Source organism: Nocardia wallacei, assembly GCF_029868745.1.
GTDB lineage: Bacteria > Actinomycetota > Actinomycetes > Mycobacteriales > Mycobacteriaceae > Nocardia > Nocardia wallacei_B.
Map to the genome: position 1 here is coordinate 1 of NZ_JARWOP010000212.1, position 18,348 is coordinate 18,348.

17 protein-coding genes are annotated in these 18,348 nt (G+C 70.7%); 7 read left to right on the forward strand and 10 right to left on the reverse strand.

Annotated features, from left to right (window positions below):
• The 4 genes from QH470_RS17850 to rimP all read right to left on the reverse strand — a co-directional run.
• A partial coding sequence (locus QH470_RS17850) for a translation initiation factor IF-2 N-terminal domain-containing protein (RefSeq protein ID WP_280273511.1) occupies positions 1-803 on the reverse strand: 803 nt, incomplete at its 3' end.
• A gap of 108 nt (positions 804-911) precedes the next feature.
• Positions 912-1,265, reverse strand: a complete 354-nt coding sequence (locus QH470_RS17855) for a YlxR family protein (RefSeq protein ID WP_280273512.1) — start codon at positions 1,263-1,265, stop codon at positions 912-914.
• A gap of 102 nt (positions 1,266-1,367) precedes the next feature.
• Positions 1,368-2,396 (reverse strand): transcription termination factor NusA, encoded by a 1,029-nt coding sequence (gene nusA / locus QH470_RS17860; RefSeq protein WP_280273513.1) that lies wholly within the window; start codon positions 2,394-2,396, stop codon positions 1,368-1,370.
• Entirely contained in the window at positions 2,393-2,998 is a 606-nt protein-coding gene (gene rimP / locus QH470_RS17865; protein ID WP_280273514.1) for a ribosome maturation factor RimP, read from the reverse strand. Before rimP ends, nusA begins: the two co-directional genes overlap by 4 nt.
• A 298-nt stretch (positions 2,999-3,296) precedes the next feature.
• Here rimP and QH470_RS17870 point away from each other — a divergent pair, with 298 nt between their 5' ends.
• Both QH470_RS17870 and QH470_RS17875 read left to right on the forward strand, forming a co-directional pair.
• On the forward strand, positions 3,297-3,761 hold the full coding sequence (locus QH470_RS17870) for a hypothetical protein (protein ID WP_280273515.1): 465 nt from the start codon (positions 3,297-3,299) through the stop codon (positions 3,759-3,761).
• A gap of 97 nt (positions 3,762-3,858) precedes the next feature.
• The gene (locus QH470_RS17875) at positions 3,859-4,293 is read left to right on the forward strand and encodes a ferritin-like domain-containing protein (protein WP_280273516.1); all 435 of its coding nucleotides are present in this window, start codon (positions 3,859-3,861) and stop codon (positions 4,291-4,293) included.
• On the opposite strand, the gene QH470_RS17880 is transcribed toward QH470_RS17875, so the two are convergent.
• On the reverse strand, positions 4,290-6,047 hold the full coding sequence (locus tag QH470_RS17880; protein ID WP_280273517.1) for a proline--tRNA ligase: 1,758 nt from the start codon (positions 6,045-6,047) through the stop codon (positions 4,290-4,292). The genes QH470_RS17875 and QH470_RS17880 overlap by 4 nt on opposite strands.
• 33 nt (positions 6,048-6,080) lie before the next feature.
• Between QH470_RS17880 and yaaA the strand changes: the two genes are divergently transcribed.
• Together yaaA and QH470_RS17890 are read left to right on the forward strand one after the other, a co-directional pair.
• Positions 6,081-6,824 carry a peroxide stress protein YaaA gene (gene yaaA / locus QH470_RS17885; RefSeq protein WP_280273518.1) on the forward strand — a complete coding sequence of 248 codons (744 nt, stop codon included), beginning with the start codon at positions 6,081-6,083 and terminating at the stop codon, positions 6,822-6,824.
• A 163-nt stretch (positions 6,825-6,987) separates the two neighbouring features.
• Positions 6,988-8,406 (forward strand): three-helix bundle dimerization domain-containing protein, encoded by a 1,419-nt coding sequence (locus QH470_RS17890; protein ID WP_280273519.1) that lies wholly within the window; start codon positions 6,988-6,990, stop codon positions 8,404-8,406.
• On the opposite strand, the gene QH470_RS17895 is transcribed toward QH470_RS17890, so the two are convergent.
• The 3 genes from QH470_RS17895 to QH470_RS17905 all read right to left on the reverse strand — a co-directional run bounded on the left by QH470_RS17895 (position 8,397) and on the right by QH470_RS17905 (position 11,621).
• Complete coding sequence (locus QH470_RS17895; protein WP_280273520.1) at positions 8,397-8,894, reverse strand: carboxymuconolactone decarboxylase family protein; 498 nt, start codon at positions 8,892-8,894, stop codon at positions 8,397-8,399. The genes QH470_RS17890 and QH470_RS17895 overlap by 10 nt on opposite strands.
• Complete coding sequence (locus QH470_RS17900; protein ID WP_280273521.1) at positions 8,891-9,970, reverse strand: NAD(P)H-dependent amine dehydrogenase family protein; 1,080 nt, start codon at positions 9,968-9,970, stop codon at positions 8,891-8,893. Before QH470_RS17900 ends, QH470_RS17895 begins: the two co-directional genes overlap by 4 nt.
• A gap of 82 nt (positions 9,971-10,052) precedes the next feature.
• The gene (locus QH470_RS17905) at positions 10,053-11,621 is read right to left on the reverse strand and encodes a PucR family transcriptional regulator (RefSeq protein ID WP_425302695.1); all 1,569 of its coding nucleotides are present in this window, start codon (positions 11,619-11,621) and stop codon (positions 10,053-10,055) included.
• A 345-nt stretch (positions 11,622-11,966) separates the two neighbouring features.
• Here QH470_RS17905 and QH470_RS17910 point away from each other — a divergent pair, with 345 nt between their 5' ends.
• The 3 genes from QH470_RS17910 (at position 11,967) to QH470_RS17920 (ending at position 15,907) form a co-directional block, all read left to right on the forward strand.
• Positions 11,967-13,457, forward strand: coding sequence for a CoA-acylating methylmalonate-semialdehyde dehydrogenase (locus QH470_RS17910; RefSeq protein WP_280273523.1), 1,491 nt, complete (start codon positions 11,967-11,969; stop codon positions 13,455-13,457).
• A gap of 12 nt (positions 13,458-13,469) precedes the next feature.
• Complete coding sequence (locus tag QH470_RS17915) at positions 13,470-14,837, forward strand: aspartate aminotransferase family protein (RefSeq protein ID WP_280273524.1); 1,368 nt, start codon at positions 13,470-13,472, stop codon at positions 14,835-14,837.
• Positions 14,838-14,986: 149 nt separating this feature from the next.
• The gene (locus QH470_RS17920; RefSeq protein WP_280273525.1) at positions 14,987-15,907 is read left to right on the forward strand and encodes an SMP-30/gluconolactonase/LRE family protein; all 921 of its coding nucleotides are present in this window, start codon (positions 14,987-14,989) and stop codon (positions 15,905-15,907) included.
• 4 nt (positions 15,908-15,911) lie between these two features.
• On the opposite strand, the gene QH470_RS17925 is transcribed toward QH470_RS17920, so the two are convergent.
• The gene (locus QH470_RS17925) at positions 15,912-17,402 is read right to left on the reverse strand and encodes an MFS transporter (RefSeq protein WP_280273526.1); all 1,491 of its coding nucleotides are present in this window, start codon (positions 17,400-17,402) and stop codon (positions 15,912-15,914) included.
• A gap of 85 nt (positions 17,403-17,487) precedes the next feature.
• The coding region (gene cobA, locus QH470_RS17930; protein ID WP_280273527.1) for a uroporphyrinogen-III C-methyltransferase at positions 17,488-18,348 on the reverse strand (861 nt) is incomplete at its 5' end.

Consider the following 18,348-nt stretch of genomic DNA (forward strand, 5'->3'; position numbering starts at 1 on the left):
GAGCCGGGGCTCGGCCGCGGGCCGGACGGTCGCTGACCGCCCTGCGGGGCCGGACGCGGCGCGTTGCCCGGCGTCGGCCGGGGACCGCCCTGCGACGGACCCGGACGCGGGCCGCCACCCGGAGCCGGACGCGGCGCGGGCCGCTCGGGCGCGGAGGTGAACGGGTTGTTGCCGACGCGCGGTGTCTTCGGGCCGGGCTTGGGACCGGAACGCTGACCCGGCTGTGCCGGAGCGCCACTCTTCGGCTGACCGGGACGCGGGCCACCGCCCGGAGCCGGACGCGAACCCTGCTGCGGCGCGGGCGCCGGAGCGGACTGCTGCGCGGCCGCCGGGGCCGGAGCGGCCGGGCGCGCGGCGCCGGGCTTGGGACCGGGCGCCGGAGCCGGGCCGGGCTTCACCGCCGGACCGGGCCGGGCCTCCTGCGACGGAGCCGACGCGGGCGCCGGAGCCTCGGAGCGGGCCGCCGGAGCGGACTGCTGCGCGGCCGCGGCAGGGGCCGATTGCTGCGCCGGGCTGGGCGTATTGCTACGCGGTCCGGGACGCGGACCGGGGGCGCCGGGTCCGGGCTTGCCGCCCGAACGCGCGGTCTGACCGGGGCCGGGCCGGGCGCCCGACTTCGCACTGCCGTTCGCCGGGGCTGATTTCGTCGAGAACGACTCCCGCAGCCGGCGCGCGACGGGTGCCTCCACCGTCGACGACGCCGACTTCACGAACTCGCCCTGCTCTTTCAGCGTTGCGAGTAGTTCTTTGCTCGTGACACCGAGTTCTTTTGCCAACTCGTGCACGCGGGCCTTGCCTGCCACTGCTCTCCTCACTGAGAGGTCGAGCGTGACAGTCCGTCCGGAGACGGAAGTCCGCACGACCTCCGATTATCTTCGATGGCCGATCATCGTTGGTACTTCACGGTGTGCTCATGAGTGCTCGTGCCTGTTCTCCACGTAGTGCTCCAGGGCTGAGATATCCAGTTTTCCGGACACTCTTAGCGCTCTGCCGAACGCTCGGCGCCGAACTGCTGCGCTCAGACAAGCCGAAGCGGGGTGCAACCAGGCACCCCGTCCGGGAAGTCCGTGCCGCGGATCGGGAACGACCGCAACACCGCCCTCGTCGGACGACAGCGCCACGACCCGCAACAGATCGGCGGCCAGCTCGCGCTTCCGGCAGCCCACACACGTCCGAACGGGACCCGAGGGTGGACCCTCGATCCGCGCGGTGCGCGTGGAAACCGGAGACTCGTGCTGAGCCTGCGTCCACTCTACCGCTGCCATGTCCCGAACCCCGCATCCAGCCCTCTGGTTAGTTACCAACCTGTCATCCCGCTCCGCCGTTCCGGCTGCTGACAGGCCGTTCCGGCCCGTCGGCGCCGGGTCTCAGCTGTGCGGCGCCTCCGTCCGGACCGAGCCCGTCACGTCGGGTGCGGCGTCGCTGCGGATGTCGATGCGCCAGCCGGTGAGGCGGGCCGCCAGGCGGGCGTTCTGACCTTCCTTGCCGATCGCCAGCGAGAGCTGGAAGTCGGGGACCACAACGCGCGCCGCACGCGCCTCCGGGTCCACGATCGCCACGGACACAACCTTCGAGGGGCTCAACGCATTCCCGACGAAGGTGGCCGGATCGTCGGCGTAGTCGATGATGTCGATCTTCTCCCCCGCCAGCTCGCTCATCACGTTGCGCACGCGCTGGCCCATCGGGCCGATGCAGGCGCCCTTGGCGTTGACGCCGGGGACATTGGTGCGCACCGCGATCTTGGAGCGGTGCCCGGCCTCGCGGGCCACCGCGACGATCTCCACCGAACCGTCGGCGATCTCGGGCACCTCCAGGGCGAACAACCGGCGCACCAGATTCGGATGCGAGCGCGAGAGGTTGATCTGCGGACCGCGCGGGCCGCGCGACACGGCGTAGACGTAGCACTTGATGCGGTCACCGTGCTCGTAGGTCTCGCCGGGAACCTGCTCGGCGGGCGGGATCAGGCCCTCCGCGCCGGTCGCCTCGCTGCCGATGCGCACCACGATGGTGCCGCGGGCGTTCATGCGGGCGTCGCGCTGCACCACGCCGCCGACGATGTCGCCCTCGTGAGTGGAGAACTCGCCGAACGACTTCTCGTTCTCGGCATCGCGCAGCCGCTGCAGCACCACCTGGCGGGCGGTGGTCGCGGCGATGCGGCCGAAACCCTCAGGGGTGTCGTCCCATTCGGAGATGGTGTTGCCGTCGGCGTCGACCTCGCGGGCCAGCACGCGCACCACGCCCGTCTTCTGGTTGATGTCGATGCGGGCGTTGGGCTGATGGCCCTCGGTGTGCCGGTACGCGGTCAGCAGCGCGGACTCGATCGCGGAGATCACCGTCTCCATCGAGATCCCCTTGTCGGCGACGATCGCTCGCAGGGCTTCGATTTCGATGTTCATTCCACGATCCCTTCGGTCGACGCTACTGAGTGGAGTGCTCCCTGGTCTTCTGTCCCAGTGCCCGGTTCGGGACGACCCGGCACCACTCCTCCCGCCAATTCCAGTTCCGCCGCGCCGGGGGCGGAGAATTCCACCTGGACGACGGCCTCGGCGATATCCGCGAGGGGCACGGTGACGCGATGCGGTTTTCGTTTTCCGCCGAGTACCAGCGCCACCTCGGAATCGGTGGACGCGCCCACCCGCGCGTCGAATCTGTTCTCGTTCTCCGGGCCCGGCACACCCGGGCGCATGGTCACCCGCACCTTGCGGCCGCGGGCACGGCGCCAATGGCGGGGCGCGGTGAGCGGGCGGTCGACGCCGGGCGAGGTGACCTCCAGCAGATACGGGGTCTCACCGAAATCGCCGGCCGTGTCGAGCAGCTCGGAGATCTCCGAACTCAATTCCGCGACGGTGTCCAGGTCGAGGGCCTCGTCGCCGTCCACGGTCACCGTCACCCGCGCCTGACCGGTGGCCACGATCGACACGCCCTCGAGGTCGAATCCTCGGCGCTCGACGGGTCCAGCTACGAGCTGGCTCACCCTTTCCTCGGTCGGCATCGGCATGTGGAGCGGCTCCTGGTTCAGTTGTGTCGCGGTGGAGTTGTCGGTATAGGTCCTGGTCGAGCATGGTCAGCGCGCATCGGCGGCGAAATTCTCCGCCGCAGTTCCAGCGTAACGCGCTGCAAGAGTGTAAAGGACCAGCCAACCTTCTCGAGTTTCGCGCAGGTATCCGTGGCGTGCCGACCGCCCGGGGCGTGTCGGCGGCCCTCGGCAATTCGGTCGCGACAATGGCTGGCACGATGTAGGCGTGCCGAGCACCCACACCTCAGCGATGAACCCCCTTGCGTTGAACCGTCGTTCGATGTTGCGGATGGCGGGCGGCGGCGCTCTCGCCACGGCCGCACTCGGCGCCGCGGCCTGCGCCGAGGACGCGCCGCTGCAACCGGATGTGCTTGTGGCACAGGAACAATCGGCGCGGACCGACGCGGTGTGGGCACAGGCGGCGGTGACCGTGGCGCCCGAACGCACGGCCGCGCTGACGGTGATCGCCGCCCAGCGCACCGAGCACGCGGACGCGTTGCGCGCCGAGATCGACCGGGCGATCGGGGTGTACGGCGACGGCACCAAACCGAAGTCGGCCAGCCCGGCGGTGCCGCCGCCGCCCGCGCCCGTCCCGCCCCCGACCGTCGCGGCCCTGCGTGAGCAGCTCGCCCGCTCCCAGCGCTCGGCCGCCGACCTGGCGGTGAGCCAATCCGGTTATCGCGCCGGGCTACTGGCGTCCATCGGCGCCTGCTGCGCCACGCACACGGGGGTGCTGCTCGCATGAACCGTCCGGACCGGAGGCAGCGCAAGGTAACCGGAGCGTGCGGCTCGAGTGGTCGTGGTCGCACAGTGCGGCGCAACGTGAGCACGGAGGACGTGGCATGAGTGGTCAGGATCAGCAGGCGCTCACCGACGCGCTGAGTGCCGAGTACGCGGCGGTGTACGCCTACGGGGTGATCGCCGCCTATGCCGCGGCGGAGCGCAATCAGGTGGTCGCCGAATTCACCGCGGCCCATCGTGCGCGGCGCGACGCGACCGCGGACATCTTGAAGTCGCTCGGCGCGACCGTCCCGGCTCCCGCGGCGGCCTATCCGCCCCCGTTCCCCGTGAACGATCCGATCCCCGCCGCGAAGCTGGCGGTCACCGTGGAATCCGACACGGCAGTCGCCTGGCGATCGGTGGTGGAACGCGCCGGCTCCCCCGACATCCGCCGCACCGGCGCCGACGCCCTCACCGAATGCGCCCTCCGCCTCACCACCTGGCAGACCATCCTGGGCACGAACCCGCCCACGACAGCCTTCCCCGGCAAGCCCTAGGCGCGCGCCAAGGCCAGGACCGCGGGCACCGCGTCGGCGGCGGGGAACTCCGCGGCGGTTCCGGCGAAGCGGTCGCGGAGTTCGACCTTGCCGTCGGCCCAGCCGCGGCCGACGACCAGGACCAGGGGCATGCCGAGGAGTTCGGCATCCTTGAACTTCACGCCCGGGGAGGCGGTGCGGTCGTCGAGCAGGACTTCCAGGCCCGCGGCGTCGAGTTCGGCGGCGACCTGTTCGGCGCCCGCGCGAGCGCCCTCGTCCTTGTTGGCGATGACGACGTGCACCTGGAACGGCGCGACCTCGCGCGGCCAGCGCAGGCCCTTCTCGTCGTGCAGCTGTTCGGCGAGCACCGCGACCATGCGCGAGACGCCGATGCCGTAGGAGCCCATGACCAGGCGCACCGGCTTGCCGTTCTCACCGAGCACGTCGACCTCGAACGCGTCGGTGTACTTGTAGCCGAGCTGGAAGATATGGCCGATCTCGATGCCGCGCGCGGCGCGCAGCACGCCCTGCCCGTCCGGTGACGGATCGCCGTCGCGGACCTCGGCGGCCTCGATCGTGCCGTCGGGCGTGAAGTCGCGCCCGACGACCAGTCCCACCACGTGCCTGCCGGGAGCGTCGGCGCCGGTGATCCAGGACGTGCCGGACACCACTCGCGGATCGACCAGGTAACGAACCCCATTGGCGTGCAGCGCCTTCGGGCCGATATAACCCTTGACCAGGAACGGGTTCGCCGCGAAGTCCGCCTCGCCGAGCAGGTCCACCTCGGCGGGCTCGAGCGCCGCGCCCAGTCGCTTGTCGTCGACCTCGCGGTCGCCCGGGACACCGATACCGAGGATCTCGGTCTTGCCATCGGGGTGGCGCAGCTTCACCATCACGTTCTTGAGGGTGTCGGCGGCGGTCACCGGACGGCCCAGCCGCTCACCGATTCCCGCGGAGTTCGCCCACTCGACGAGTGTGGCGATGGTGGGTGTGCCCGGTGTGTCGTGTATTTCGGCCGCGGGCTGTCCCTCGATCGGGATCTCCGGCGGCGCGGGCGTGACCACGGCCTCGACATTGGCGGCGTACCCGGATTCGCGGCATACGACGTAGGTGTCCTCGCCGACCGCGCTGTCGGCCAGGAACTCCTCCGACGCGCTGCCGCCCATGGCGCCCGACGTCGCCGCGACGATCACATAGTCGACCCCGAGCCGCTCGAAGATGCGCCGATAGGCGTCGCGGTGCGCCTGATAGCTGGCCGCCAGCCCCGCCTCGTCCAGATCGAAGGAGTACGAGTCCTTCATGACGAACTCGCGCCCGCGCAGGATGCCGGCCCGCGGCCGCTCCTCGTCGCGGTACTTGGTCTGGATCTGGTAGAGGGTGACCGGCAGATCCTTGTACGAGTTGTACTCACCCTTCACGGTGAGCGCGAAGAGTTCCTCGTGGGTGGGGCCGAGCAGGTAGTCCGCCTGCTTGCGGTCCTGCAACCGGAACAGGCCGTCGCCGTACTCGGTCCACCGGTTGGTGGTCTCGTAGGGTTCGCGCGGCAGCAGCGCCGGCAGCGAGATCTCCTGGGCGCCGAGGGCGTTCATCTCCTCGCGCACCACGTTCTCGACCTTGCGCAGCACCTTCAGACCCAGCGGCAGCCAGGAGTAGACGCCCGGCGCGATGCGGCGGACGTACCCGGCGCGGACCAGCAGCTTGTGGCTGGGCACCTCGGCGTCGGCGGGATCGTCGCGCAGGGTGCGCAGGAACAGGTGGGAGAGGCGGGTGATCACGGGTGCACAGCGTAGCCGGTACCGTTTCCGCTCGTGCTGGTGATCCTGCCTCCCTCCGAAACCAAGTCCGACGGTGGCGCGCTCGGTCCGCTGGACCTCGACGCGCTGTCGTTGCCGCAGCTCACCGCGGTACGCGACAAGCTGGTCACCGAATTGGTGGAACTGTCGGCGGATCCCGGGGCGGCGCGCAAGGCGCTGGCGCTCGGCAAGGGCGCCGAAGCCGAGATCGCCCGCAATGCCGCCCTGCGCACCTCCGCCACCCACCCGGCGCTGGAGCGCTACACCGGCGTCCTCTACGACGCGCTCGACGCCCGGTCGTTCACCAAGGCACAGCGCGCGAAGGCCGAGGCGCGGCTGGCGATCGGGTCGGCGCTGTTCGGGGTGGTGCGCGCCACCGACCCGATTCCCGCGTATCGACTGTCGGGCGGCTCGAAATTGCCTGGGCTGCCCACACTCTCATCGCTGTGGAAGCCGGTGCTGGCCCCGGCGCTGCGCGCGGAGACCGCCGGGCAGCTGGTGGTGGACCTGCGCTCGGGCACCTATCAGCAGCTGGGCCGCATCCCCGGCGCGGTCACCGCGACCGTGCTCACCGAGCGCCCGGACGGCACCCGCACGGTGGTCAGCCATTTCAACAAGCATCACAAGGGTCTGCTGGCGCGGGCGCTGGTATGCGCGCGCGGCGAACCCGCCGATATCCGGGGCCTGGCCCGGGTCGCCGAGAAGGCGGGGCTGCGCGTCGAAATCGCGTCGTCCGCCGAACTTCTCGTACTCACCTGAGTTAATTCTCGGTGTCCTGCGATCGAATTCGAAAGAAACTGCGCAGGGCATGAATTCGAATGGCCCGAAAGCTATTGTCGCGCTTGGGAATGTCCGGATTCATCACGTAAGGTCGGTGCCGCGCGAACCGCGCATATTTCGCTGCGATGCCGAGGAGCTTGGCGTGGGTGTCCGTTCCGCCCCTGAAGACAAGGCCGCCCGTGAAGAAAAAGCGCTGCGCGAGCTGACGAATCGTCTGGTCGAAACCTACACCGGCAGCCATTCCCAGGAACGAGTGGAAAGTGCGGTGGGCGCGGCCAGAAGCCGGTTCGACGGGACCTCGGTGCGGGATTTCGTGCCGATTCTGGTGGAACGCATGGCTCGGCGCGATCTGGAGAACCCGCCCGAGGTCTCGGCGGAAACCGCTGCGGCCGCAGAGCTTTCACAGCCGGGCGAGTCGCCCGCCACGGAGAGCGGCCGGTCCGGCGTGCGAACTCTGCTGCCGCCGCCGTGGACCGGTCGGCGCCTGGCGCTGCCGGTCGGTGCGCTGGCGGTCGTGGTGGCCGTCGCGGCCGCGGTGGGGCTCGGCGGTTCGTCCACCGACGCTCCGGTCGCCGCCACCACGTCGCTGACGACGGTGAGTGGCGTGGTGGGTTCGGAGAAGGCGGCGTTCTTCACCGATCCGCATGTCGTCGATGTGCTGGCTCGCAACGGCCTACGGGTCGAGGTGGACCGAGCCGGGTCCCGTCAGATCGCCACCACGGTAAACCTCGGCAACTACGACTTCGCGTTCCCGTCGAGCGTGCCCGCGGCGGAACGCATTCTGCGCCAGCGCAATACGACCGCCCAATACACCCCCTTCTCCTCTCCGATGACGATCGCGACCTTCCGGCCGATCGCCGACCTGCTGACCCGCGCCGGGGTGGTGCGGCCCGGACCGGTGCCCACCTTCGACATGAACCGCTACCTGGACCTCACGCAGCGCGGCACGCAGTGGGATCAGTTGCCGGGCAATACCGAATACCCGGTGCGCAAGAGCCTGCTGATCTCCACCACCGACCCGCGCACCTCCAATTCGGCGGCGATGTACCTGGCCGCGGCGGCCTACGTCGCCAACGACAACTCGATCGTGCGCGGGCGCACCGCCGAGGAATTCGTGGTGTCCAAGGTGTCGCGGCTGTTCACGCGGCAGGGCTTCACCGACAGCTCCAGCGAGGGCCCGTTCGGCGAATACCTTTCGGGGGGAATGGGTCCCACACCGATGGTGTGGAGTTACGAGGCGCAGTACGTGGAGGCGGGAGTACAGGGCCGCCTGCAGCCGGATATGACACTGCTGTATCCGTCGCCCACGGTACTGTCCCGGCACACCCTGGTCCCGCTGACGTCCGACGGTGACCGCATCGGCCGCCTGCTGTCGACCGATCCCGAGTTGCAGCGCCTGGCCGCCGAGCACGGATTCCGGCCCAACGACGGCGCACAGTTCGCGAAAGTCGTTGCCGACCATCAGGTTCCGGTGGCGGACAATGTGGTCGACGTGGTGGACACCCCCGCCTACGACACCCTCGAGCATCTGCTCGACGGCATCGCGGAGTCCTACAACTGACCGCGGTTCAGGTGACTCGGCAGCACGCACACCGCGTCCAGGCCGAACACGTGGTTGAGGCGGCCGAAACCGAGCCACGAGCCCAGGCACATGGTGAGTTCGACGGCCTCGCGCTGGGTGTAGTGGGACAGCATGCGCGACCAGAACTCGTCGTCGAGGTTGTGGTGGTCGAGGGCGTAGCGTTCGGCGTACTCGGCGGCGAGTCTGGTGCGTTCGTCGAACAGATCTGTTGTGCGCCAGTCGGTGACGGCGTCGGCGAACTCCGGTTCGACCCGCACGCCGTCGCGCTCGGTACGCCAGTCCTGGCAGAACAGGCAGCCGTTGAGCTGGGCGATGCGCAGCCGGGCGGCCTCGAACTCGCGCAGTCCCAGCGTGCTGTGCGAATAGACGGCCAGCGCGAATTGCGAAGCAGCCGGGCCGATTCCGGGCACCAGCTCGCCCCACACGTATTCGATGGGGTCGCGGCCCTCGGGCACGTCGATGATCACGGGTGTCTCCTTCCGAGCAGCCCCGCCGCCGGGCGCAGCGGCACGTCGAGCGCGTCGTACAGTCCGGGTTCGGCGGCGGCGAGCCAGTCGATCGCGCCGACCAGGCGGCCGACGGCGGTGGCATTGCCGCCTGCCGAGCGGTTGCCGTCCTCGTCGGTGGCCTCGACGGTCACCTCGATGCGCGGACGGCCCGCCACGATCACCCGGTGGGCGCCGTCGCCGCTCGGGGGTGTGGGCCAGTCCGGCGCGCAGGCCGGGTGGATGCGGGTGACGTGCTCGATGATCAGGCGCGGTGCGCCGCCGACGAGGCCCTGCACCTCGAACCGCACCGCGCCCTGGGTGCCCGCCTCGAACGCGCCCATGCGCTCGGTGTGCACGGTCGACTCCAGCGGACGGCGGTCCAGGGTCTCGCGGATCTCGTCGAGTTCGGCGCCCAGCGCGCGGGCGAGCAGGCGAATCTGCCCGCCCCACACCATGGTCGGCACGCCCGGCGCCAGCATCGGGGGCTGGTAGTCCATGGGCTGGCCCATGCCGACCAGATAGCGGACCGAGTCGGGCTGGTCGTAGGTGGTGTAGTCGAAGATCTCCTGGCAGCGAATCGTCTCGACCTCACTGCCCAGGCCCGCGACCAGCAGCGGCAGCACATCATTGCCCCAGCCCGGGTCGACGCCGGAGACGAACAGCGAGCCGCCGCCGTCCGCGATGGCGGCCAGCACCTGCTCACGTGCTTCCGGCGGGGCGCTGCGGTGGTCGTAGAACGCGTACAGCGCGGGGGTCACAACCACGGCGCCCGCGCGAATGGCCCGGACGATGTCGGCGAGGGCGTCGTCGGGACGGATATCGCCGGAGGCGGCGTAGACCACCGCGCCCGGCCGCGTCGCCAGCGCCGCATCGATGTCGAGGGTGGCCGCGATGCCCAGCGGGCGGTCGAGGCCCGCGAGGTCACCGGCGTCGCGCCCGGCCTTGTCGGGGTTGTGGACGAGCACACCGCACAGCTCGAGGGCCGGATGGGCGGTCACCGCCCGCACGGCGGCACGGCCGACATTGCCCGTGCCCCAGACGATCGTGGGGATCATCGAGCGAGCGTAGCAAGCGCTTGGTCGGGGCGTCCCGGAGTTGGCGTGCCCGATTTCCGCTGCCCCGTGTTTCGCCGGGGCTTCACGTTCCGTCGGTGTGGGTGACCAGATCGCGGATGAGGAGGGCGGCGTGGAGGGAGGTGCGCGCCTCGCCGTCGTCCAGGTCGACACCGAGGATGCGTTCTATGCGGGCGAGGCGGTCGTAGAGGGTGGGGCGGCTGATGTTCGTGCGGCGGGCCAGTTCGGTCTTGTTGCCTGCCAGGTCGAGGAATTGCCGTAGGAGCGGGGTGAGGTCGCCGCGGTGGCGGAGGTCGTGCCGGAGCAGGGCGCCGAGTTCGGTCTCGGCGAAGTTCTGCACGCCGGGTTCGTGGCGGAGCAGCGACAGCAGTCCGCGCAGCCGGACGTCGCCGGCCCGGTAGAACGCCCGCGGCACGGCCGGGCGCAGCGACAGCGCCACCTCGGCGACGTGTCCGGCGTGGGCCAGTTCGCGGGCGGCGTCCAGGAGCGACTCGGAGCCCGCGCCGACTCCGGCGGCCACGCGCCGCACACCCTCGACCCGGCGAACCTCCGCGGTCACCGCGGTGCACACTTCCGCCAGGCGCGCGTCGAGGTCGGCGGTACGGCCGACGGCCAGCACGAGCGTCACCTGCTGGTCGTCGGCGGTCGCCAGCGCGGTCGCCTTGGTGAGACCCAGCCCGTGCCCGACCGCTTCCAGCAGCGCGGCGCCGCGCCGCTGCCGCGCGACGGGGTCCGATTCGGCAAGCGCCGCACTGCGGATGGCGACCGGAACGTAGCGGGCGCGACGGGCCAGCCCGAGCGCCGCGGCGCGTGCCACCGCCTCGCGTTCGTCACCGAGCCGGCCGCTGACCATGTCCTCGAGGAGTCCGGTCTGCGCCTGCCGATGCAGTCCGAAGCGGTCCCGCTCGATCATCCGATGCAGGGCGAGGGTCTGCGCGGCGCGCTCGAGGACCAGGCGGGCCCGCGTGGGCGAGGTGTGCCGGGAGTGCAGGATGAGCCGGCCCCAGCGCTGCGTGTGCGGACCGACAGGAACGACGGTCCAGTCCTCGGCGAGCAGGCGAGAGGTGGTCTCCCAGTCATCGAGCAGTGCCGCGGTGGTGCCGTGCCGGGCGCTCGAGGCCAGTACCCGATGCGCCAGATCCTCCAGGACCACCGAGGCATCCAGCAGGTCGGCGGCGGTATTCACGATCTCCGCGAGCGATGCGCGGCGCACGCTCAGCGCGGTGAAGGTCTCGTGCACCGAATGCGCGAACTCCAGCTCGGCGTACTGGTCGGCCACGATCACCCGGTGCACCGCCTCGGTGACCTCGACGAAGCGGGTGACCCGATGCAGCGCGATCACCGGCAGCTCCAGCCGGTCGGCGGTGGCGGCGACCGGCGGCGCCAGTTCCCCGACCGTGCCGCCGAGTTCTACGACTAGCCCCGAGACTCCCGCTGCCGCAAGCGATTCCAAGTACGCCACAGCGGAATCCGCACCCTCGGCCAGCGGCTGCCCGGTGGTGAGCACCAGCTCCCGCCCGGCCAGCAGCCCCGCCACCTCCGCCAGCTCACTCACATGCACCCACCGCACCGGGCGATGCAGCGCGGTACGCCCACCGATCACCTCCGGCCGACCGGCACGCACCACCGGCATGTCGAGGATGTCAGCGACGGTCGGAAGCACCGACGAATCGTAAATCATTCGACCGAGGATCCGACATATCGCCGGATGCCAGACCGCCATGCGGAAGGGAGAGTAATGCCAGGGACAACGGCGTCCCCGCACTGCCCATGGGCCGAACAACACCCGCACCAGGCACGAGCAAGCGGCAACCACGCCCGGCCGACACACCACGCGGCGCTGCAAGCGCCTTTGCAGGGAAGGCGATCGCCACGAACGCGTCGCGGCCTGCCCGCCGTGGCCGTACGGTGCGAGGGCACGACGATGTCGGTCACGGAGCGAGAATCCGGCGGCCGGAGACGGAACTCGAGGAGCGTCATGCAAACCATCGCCCACTGGATCGACGGCAAGCCGTTCGACGGCACGAGCCCGGCGACCGCGCCGGTGACCAACCCGGCCACCGGTGTCGTCACCGGGCGGGTCGCCCTCGCCGATGCCGCCGACGTGCGGGTGGCGGTAGCGGCCGCGGCGGCAGCGTTTCCGGGCTGGCGGGACACCTCGCTGACCCGGCGCACGCAGATCCTGTTCCGGTTCCGCGAGCTGCTCAACGAGCGCCGCGAGGAACTGGCCGCGCTGATCACCGCCGAGCACGGCAAGGTCACCTCGGACGCGCTCGGGGAGGTCACGCGGGGACTCGAGGTGGTCGAGTTCGCCTGTGGCATACCGCATCTGCTCAAGGGTGGCTTCACCGAGAACGCCTCCACCAAGGTGGACATCTTCTCGATCCGGCAGCCACTGGGCCCGGTGGCGGTCATCTCCCCGTTCAATTTCCCCGCGATGGTGCCGATGTGGTTCTTCCCGGTCGCGATCGCGGCGGGGAACACGGTGGTGCTCAAGCCGAGCGAGAAGGATCCGTCGGCGTCACTGTGGCTGGCGCGGCTGTGGACCGAGGCCGGGCTGCCGGACGGGGTGTTCAACGTGGTGCAGGGCGCCAAGGCCGCCGTCGACGGGCTGCTGGACGACCCGGATATCAAGGCGGTGTCGTTCGTCGGCTCCACCCCGATCGCCCGGTACGTGTACGAGCGCGGCACCGCCGCCGGTAAGCGGGTACAGGCCCTGGGCGGAGCCAAGAACCACATGGTCGTGCTGCCGGACGCGGACCTGGATCTCGCCGCGGACGCCGCCGTCAACGCCGGCTTCGGCTCGGCGGGCGAGCGCTGCATGGCGATCAGCGTGGTGGTGGCGGTGGGCGAGGTCGCCGACGCCCTGGTGTCCCGAATCACCGAGCGCGCCAGCACTATCCGCACCGGTGACGGCACGCGCGGCACCGACATGGGTCCGCTGGTGACCCGCGAACACCGCGACCGGGTCGCCGGATACGTGGCGAAGGGCGAGGCCGAGGGCGCGCGCGTGGTGCTCGACGGGCGCGGCGTCGAGCCGGACGGCGCGGCCGACGGATTCTGGCTCGGCCCGACGATTCTCGACCACGTGCGTCCCGAGATGAGCGTGTACACCGACGAGATCTTCGGCCCGGTGCTGTCGGTGGTGCGGGCCACCAGCTACGAGGAGGCGCTGGCGCTGATCAACGCCAATCCCTACGGCAACGGCACCGCCATCTTCACCAACGACGGCGGCGCGGCGCGGCGCTTCCACACCGAGGTGGAGGTGGGCATGGTCGGCATCAATGTGCCGATCCCGGTTCCGATGGCCTACTACAGTTTCGGCGGGTGGAAGTCGTCGCTGTTCGGCGACTCGCACGCGCACGGCATCGACGGCGTGCACTTCTACACCCGGACCAAGGCGGTCACCACCCGCTGGCTCGACCCCAGCCACGGCGGGCTGAATCTCGGTTTCCCCCAGAACGATTGACGGAGGCACGGCATGACACTGCCCAACGGCCTGAGCCTCGACGCCGCCCGCGCCGAGGCGGACCGCGCCTACGAGCTGGACCGCCGCCACGTGTTCCACTCGTGGTCGGCGCAGCGGACGCTGTCGCCGCTCACGATCACCGCCGCGCAGGGCAGCTACGTGTGGGACGGCGACGGCACCCGGCTGCTGGACTTCTCCTCGCAGATGGTGAACACCAACATCGGCCACCAGCACCCGAAAGTCGTTGCGGCCGTGCAGGAACAGGCCGCCAAGCTGTGCACGATCGCACCGCACCACGCCAACGCCGCCCGGTCCGAGGCCGCCCGGCTGATCGCCGAGCGCACACCCGGCGAGCTGGACCGCGTCTTGTTCACCAATGGCGGCGCCGACGCGATCGAGCATGCCGTGCGGATGGCGCGTCTGCACACCGGGCGCCCGAAGGTGTTGTCGCGCTACCGTTCCTACCACGGCGGCACCGAGACCGCGGTCAATCTCACCGGTGATCCGCGGCGCTGGCCCAACGATCGCGGCAGCAGCGGCGTGGTGCACTTCTTCGGGCCGTTCCTGTACCGGTCGCAGTTCTACGCCCGCGACGAGGCCGAGGAATCGCAGCGGGCGCTGGCCCATCTCGGGCAGACCATCGCCATGGAGGGACCGGACACCATCGCGGCCGTCGTGCTCGAATCGGTGCCGGGCACAGCGGGAATCATGGTGCCGCCGCCCGGTTACCTGGCCGGCGTGCGCGAGTTGTGCGATCGGCACGGGATCGTCTTCATCGCCGACGAGGTGATGTCCGGGTTCGGTCGCACCGGGCGGTGGTTCGCCCTCGACCACTTCGGCGTCGTCCCCGACCTGATGACCTTCGCCAAGGGCGTGAACTCCGGGTACGTGCCGCTGGGCGGGGTGGCGCTGAGCCCGCGGATCGCCGCCACCTTCGACGACCGGGTCTATCCGGGCGGGCTGACCTACTCCGGGCATCCGCTGGCGACGGCCGCCGCGGTCGCGACCATCACCGCCATGGCCGAGGAGGGCATCGTAGACAACGCCGCCCGGATCGGGGAACGCGTGCTCGGTCCGGGTCTGCGCGATCTCGCCGAACGCCATCCGAGCATCGGCGAGGTACGCGGACTGGGCGTGTTCTGGGCTGTGGAACTGGTGCGCGACCGCGGAACTCGCGAGCCGCTGGCCCCTTACGGCGGCACCAGCCCGGCCATGGCCGAGGTCGTGGCGGCCTGCCGCGCGGCCGGACTACTGCTGTTCGTCAACTTCAACCGGCTGCACGTGGTCCCGCCGTGCACGATCAGCGAGGCGGAGGCGAAGGAGGGCCTGTCGATTCTCGACGGTGCCCTGGCGCTGGCCGATCAGCACGTCGGCGGGTGAGCCAGGAGCGGAGGCTGCCACGCGACGCCGGAAGCGGGGGATGGGGGTTCGGCGAACCGAGTACCTTTTTGCCTATGCCCCTCCAGCCCGAACGGTGGACCCCGCCACCGGCGACGCCGCGTGCCCGTGAAACCCACAGCGTCCCACCGATGCCCGCGCTGCGAGTGCTGCCGCTACCGGGCTCCGGGCCGGAGGACGTCGTGCTGGCCTCGGACGGCCGGGTGCTCACCGGTATCGGCGACGGCGCGATCCTGGCCGTCGACCCGACGGACGGCACGGTCGAGCAGATCGCCCACACGGGCGGACGCCCACTCGGCCTGCACGCCGGAGCGGACGGCACGCTGCTGATCTGCGACTCCGAACGCGGGCTGCTGCGGCTGGACAAACCCCACGGGCAGCTCGAGGTACTCGTCGACGAGGTGGACGGGCAGCCGCTCGCCTTCGCCAGCAATGTCGTCGCGGCCGACGACGGCACGATCTACTTCTCCGCGTCGACCCGGCGCTACTCTCTCGACAACTACACGGGCGACTTCTTCGAGCACTCCGGAACCGGTCGGCTGCTGCGGCGCACCCCCGACGGGCAGGTCGAAACCCTGCTCGACGGACTGCAATTCGCCAACGGCGTGGTGCTGGCCCCCGACGGTTCCTGCGTTCTGGTCGCCGAGACGGCCGCCTACCGGGTGACCCGCTACCGGCTGACCGGTGAGCAGGCGGGCACCACCGACGAGTTGGTCCAGAACCTGCCCGGTTTCCCCGACAACATGGGCCTCGGCAGCGACGGGCTGGTCTGGGTCACGCTGGTGTCGCCGCGAAATCCGTTGCTGGACAAGTTGCTTCCGCTCCCCGGGTTCCTCCGAAAGGCGGTATGGGCGATCCCGGCGGGACTACAGCCGAAACCCGCCCGCACGGCCTGGGTGCAGGCCTTCGACTTCACCGGCGCCCTGGTGCACGACCTGCAACGCGCGGGCGACGAGTACGCGATGGTCACCGGCGTCGCCGAACGCGACGGCACGCTGTACCTGGGGAGTTTGACGGAACCGGCGATCGCGGTTACCGAGGTGCCCGCGTAATCCGCTACGTCCCGGACTGCTGCGCTTCCTCTTGCGCGTGCTGTGCCTGGGCGAGCTGCTGCGGCGTGTAGCGCAGGGTCAGCGCGATCACGCCGACCAGCGCCGCGCCGATGCCGCACACGAGCAGCACCAGGGTGTAACCGCTGCTCAGCGCGGAAATCTCGGCGTCGGTCATATTCGCGGCCCGGCCGGTCCGGCCGCCCAGCGACAACGAGCGCGAGGCGGCGATCGGGCTCAGAATGCCGATGGCGAGCGGCGTGCCCAGGTTGAAGATCATCTGCCCGATGGCCGACAGCGGGCCCACCTCCGACGTGGGCACGCCCACCAGCAGGCACAGCGGCGCCACGACGATCACGACACCGACACCGAATCCCGCGCCCAGCAACAGGATCAGCAAGGTCGGCGCGTACTCCACCCCGCCGTCCAGGGTCGAACCGTAGACACCGGCCGCCGCCAGCACGATCGCCGACGTCAGCAGCAGCCAGCGCGGCCGGACGGCCATGGCCGCCTTGGAAGCGACCGCCGTGCCCACGCCCGCGCCGAGCGTGAACGGGATCGACGCCAGACCCGCGACCAGCGGGCTGTATCCGATGACGTTCTGCAGGAACTGCGCGACGAAGTAGGTCATCCCGGCCAGCACGCCCGAGCCGAGCAGCAGCGCCAGGAAGGTGGCCGCGCGATCACGGTCGCGGAACAGCGACAGCGGCAGCACCGGATTCTCCGCGGTCCGCTCGACGAAGACGAACGCCACCAGCAGCCCCACGCCGCCGAGCAGGGACCCGAGGATCACCGGGCTGCCCCAGCCCAGCGCGGGGCCCTCGGTGGCGCCGAACACGACCGCGACGCACGCCGCGGTGCCCAGCACCGATCCCGGAACATCCAGTGCCAGACGCTGATGCGTCGTATCCCGCAGCACGAACAGCGCGCCGACCACGATGAGCACGCCGATCGGGACATTGATCAGGAACACCAGCCGCCAATCCAGCTGGGTCAGCGCGCCGCCGATCACCAGACCGCCGACCGATCCGATCGCCTGCATCGACCCGAAGATCGCGATGGCCTGGTTGCGCACCGGGCCGGGCGCGTACGTGCTGACGACCAATGCCATGGCCGAGGGCGCGGCGATGGCGCCGCCGAGACCCTGCACCGCGCGGGACACGATCAGCATGACCTCGTCCTGCGCCAGCCCGCACGCCAGCGAGGCCAGCGTGAAGATCACGACGCCGATCACCAGGACACGTTTGCGGCCGAACAGATCACCGAGCCGACCGCCGAGCAGCATCAGGCCCGCGAAGGTCAAGCCGTAGGCGGTCACCGTCCAGGCGCTGCCGCCGCTCGACAGGCCCATCTGCTCCTGGAGTCGCGGCAGCGCCAGAATGACGATGGTGCCGTCGAGGATCACCATCAGGTTCAGACCGCTGAGTACCAGAATCGGCAACCCGAAGGCCCGCGTCGTCACCGGATATCTCGTCGTCGAGGCGGGGTTATCGAGCACAGTGAGTCACTGTAACGGATACTCGACGCCCCAACCCCGCCCGTGCACGCCCTTGCCGCGCGCACCCCTACTGACCAGTAGGACCTCACGACGAGGCCGCGACCGCATCCGGAACACCGGCCGTGAAGCCCGCCGTCGGGCCGATCACGATGATGGCCGGTGGGCGAATGCCTTCGGCGCGAACCCGTTCGGCGGCGGTGGCGAGGTCGGCGCGCAGGACGCGCTGCGTGCGCAGGCTGCCCTCCTGCACGACGGTGACCGGGGTGTCGGCGGGACGGCCGCCCGCCAGCAGCGCGTCGGCGAACTGCTCGATGCGCTCCACCGCCATCAGCAGCACCAGGGTGCCGCGCAACCGGGCCAGCGCGGGCCAATCGACCAGCGAATCCGGATGATCCGGGGCGATGTGCCCGCTGACCACCACGAATTCGTGGGTGACGCCGCGGTGGGTCACCGGGATACCGGCCAATGCCGGTACGGAGATCGCGCTGGTGACGCCGGGAACCACGGTGACCGGCACCCCGGCCGCCACGCAGGCTTCCAATTCCTCGTAGCCGCGGCCGAACACATACGGGTCGCCGCCCTTGAGCCGCACCACGAACTTGCCGGACTTGGCGCCCTCGACGAGGGTGGTGTTGATGGCCTCCTGGGCCATCGCGCGGCCGTACGGGATCTTCGCGGCGTCGACCACCTCGACGTCGGGGCCGAGTTCGGCGAGCAGTTCCGGGGGCGCGAGCCGGTCGGCCACAACGAGATTCGCCTGCGCCAGCAGCCGCCGCCCGCGCACCGTGATCAGATCCGGATCACCCGGGCCGCCGCCGATCAGCGCGACGCCGGGCGTCGGCGGCGCGGCGGCGGCGGGTTCGACGCCGGGCAGCAACCGCGCCCGCCGGGCCCGCCCCCCCGCGGGCGGCCCGCGCTTCGGGCCGCCCGCCCCCGCCCCCCGCGG

Coding starts and splice junctions, on each gene's coding strand:
- rimP (WP_280273514.1), bottom strand. CDS start 2,998: ATGCCGATGCCGACCGAGGAAAGGGTGAGCCAGCTCGTAGCTGGACCC.
- QH470_RS17905 (WP_425302695.1), bottom strand. CDS start 11,621: ATGCCGGTGGTGCGTGCCGGTCGGCCGGAGGTGATCGGTGGGCGTACC.
- QH470_RS17875 (WP_280273516.1), top strand. CDS start 3,859: ATGAGTGGTCAGGATCAGCAGGCGCTCACCGACGCGCTGAGTGCCGAG.
- QH470_RS17855 (WP_280273512.1), bottom strand. CDS start 1,265: ATGGCAGCGGTAGAGTGGACGCAGGCTCAGCACGAGTCTCCGGTTTCC.
- nusA (WP_280273513.1), bottom strand. CDS start 2,396: ATGAACATCGAAATCGAAGCCCTGCGAGCGATCGTCGCCGACAAGGGG.
- QH470_RS17920 (WP_280273525.1), top strand. CDS start 14,987: ATGCCCGCGCTGCGAGTGCTGCCGCTACCGGGCTCCGGGCCGGAGGAC.
- QH470_RS17915 (WP_280273524.1), top strand. CDS start 13,470: ATGACACTGCCCAACGGCCTGAGCCTCGACGCCGCCCGCGCCGAGGCG.
- QH470_RS17870 (WP_280273515.1), top strand. CDS start 3,297: ATGTTGCGGATGGCGGGCGGCGGCGCTCTCGCCACGGCCGCACTCGGC.
- QH470_RS17900 (WP_280273521.1), bottom strand. CDS start 9,970: ATGATCCCCACGATCGTCTGGGGCACGGGCAATGTCGGCCGTGCCGCC.
- QH470_RS17910 (WP_280273523.1), top strand. CDS start 11,967: ATGCAAACCATCGCCCACTGGATCGACGGCAAGCCGTTCGACGGCACG.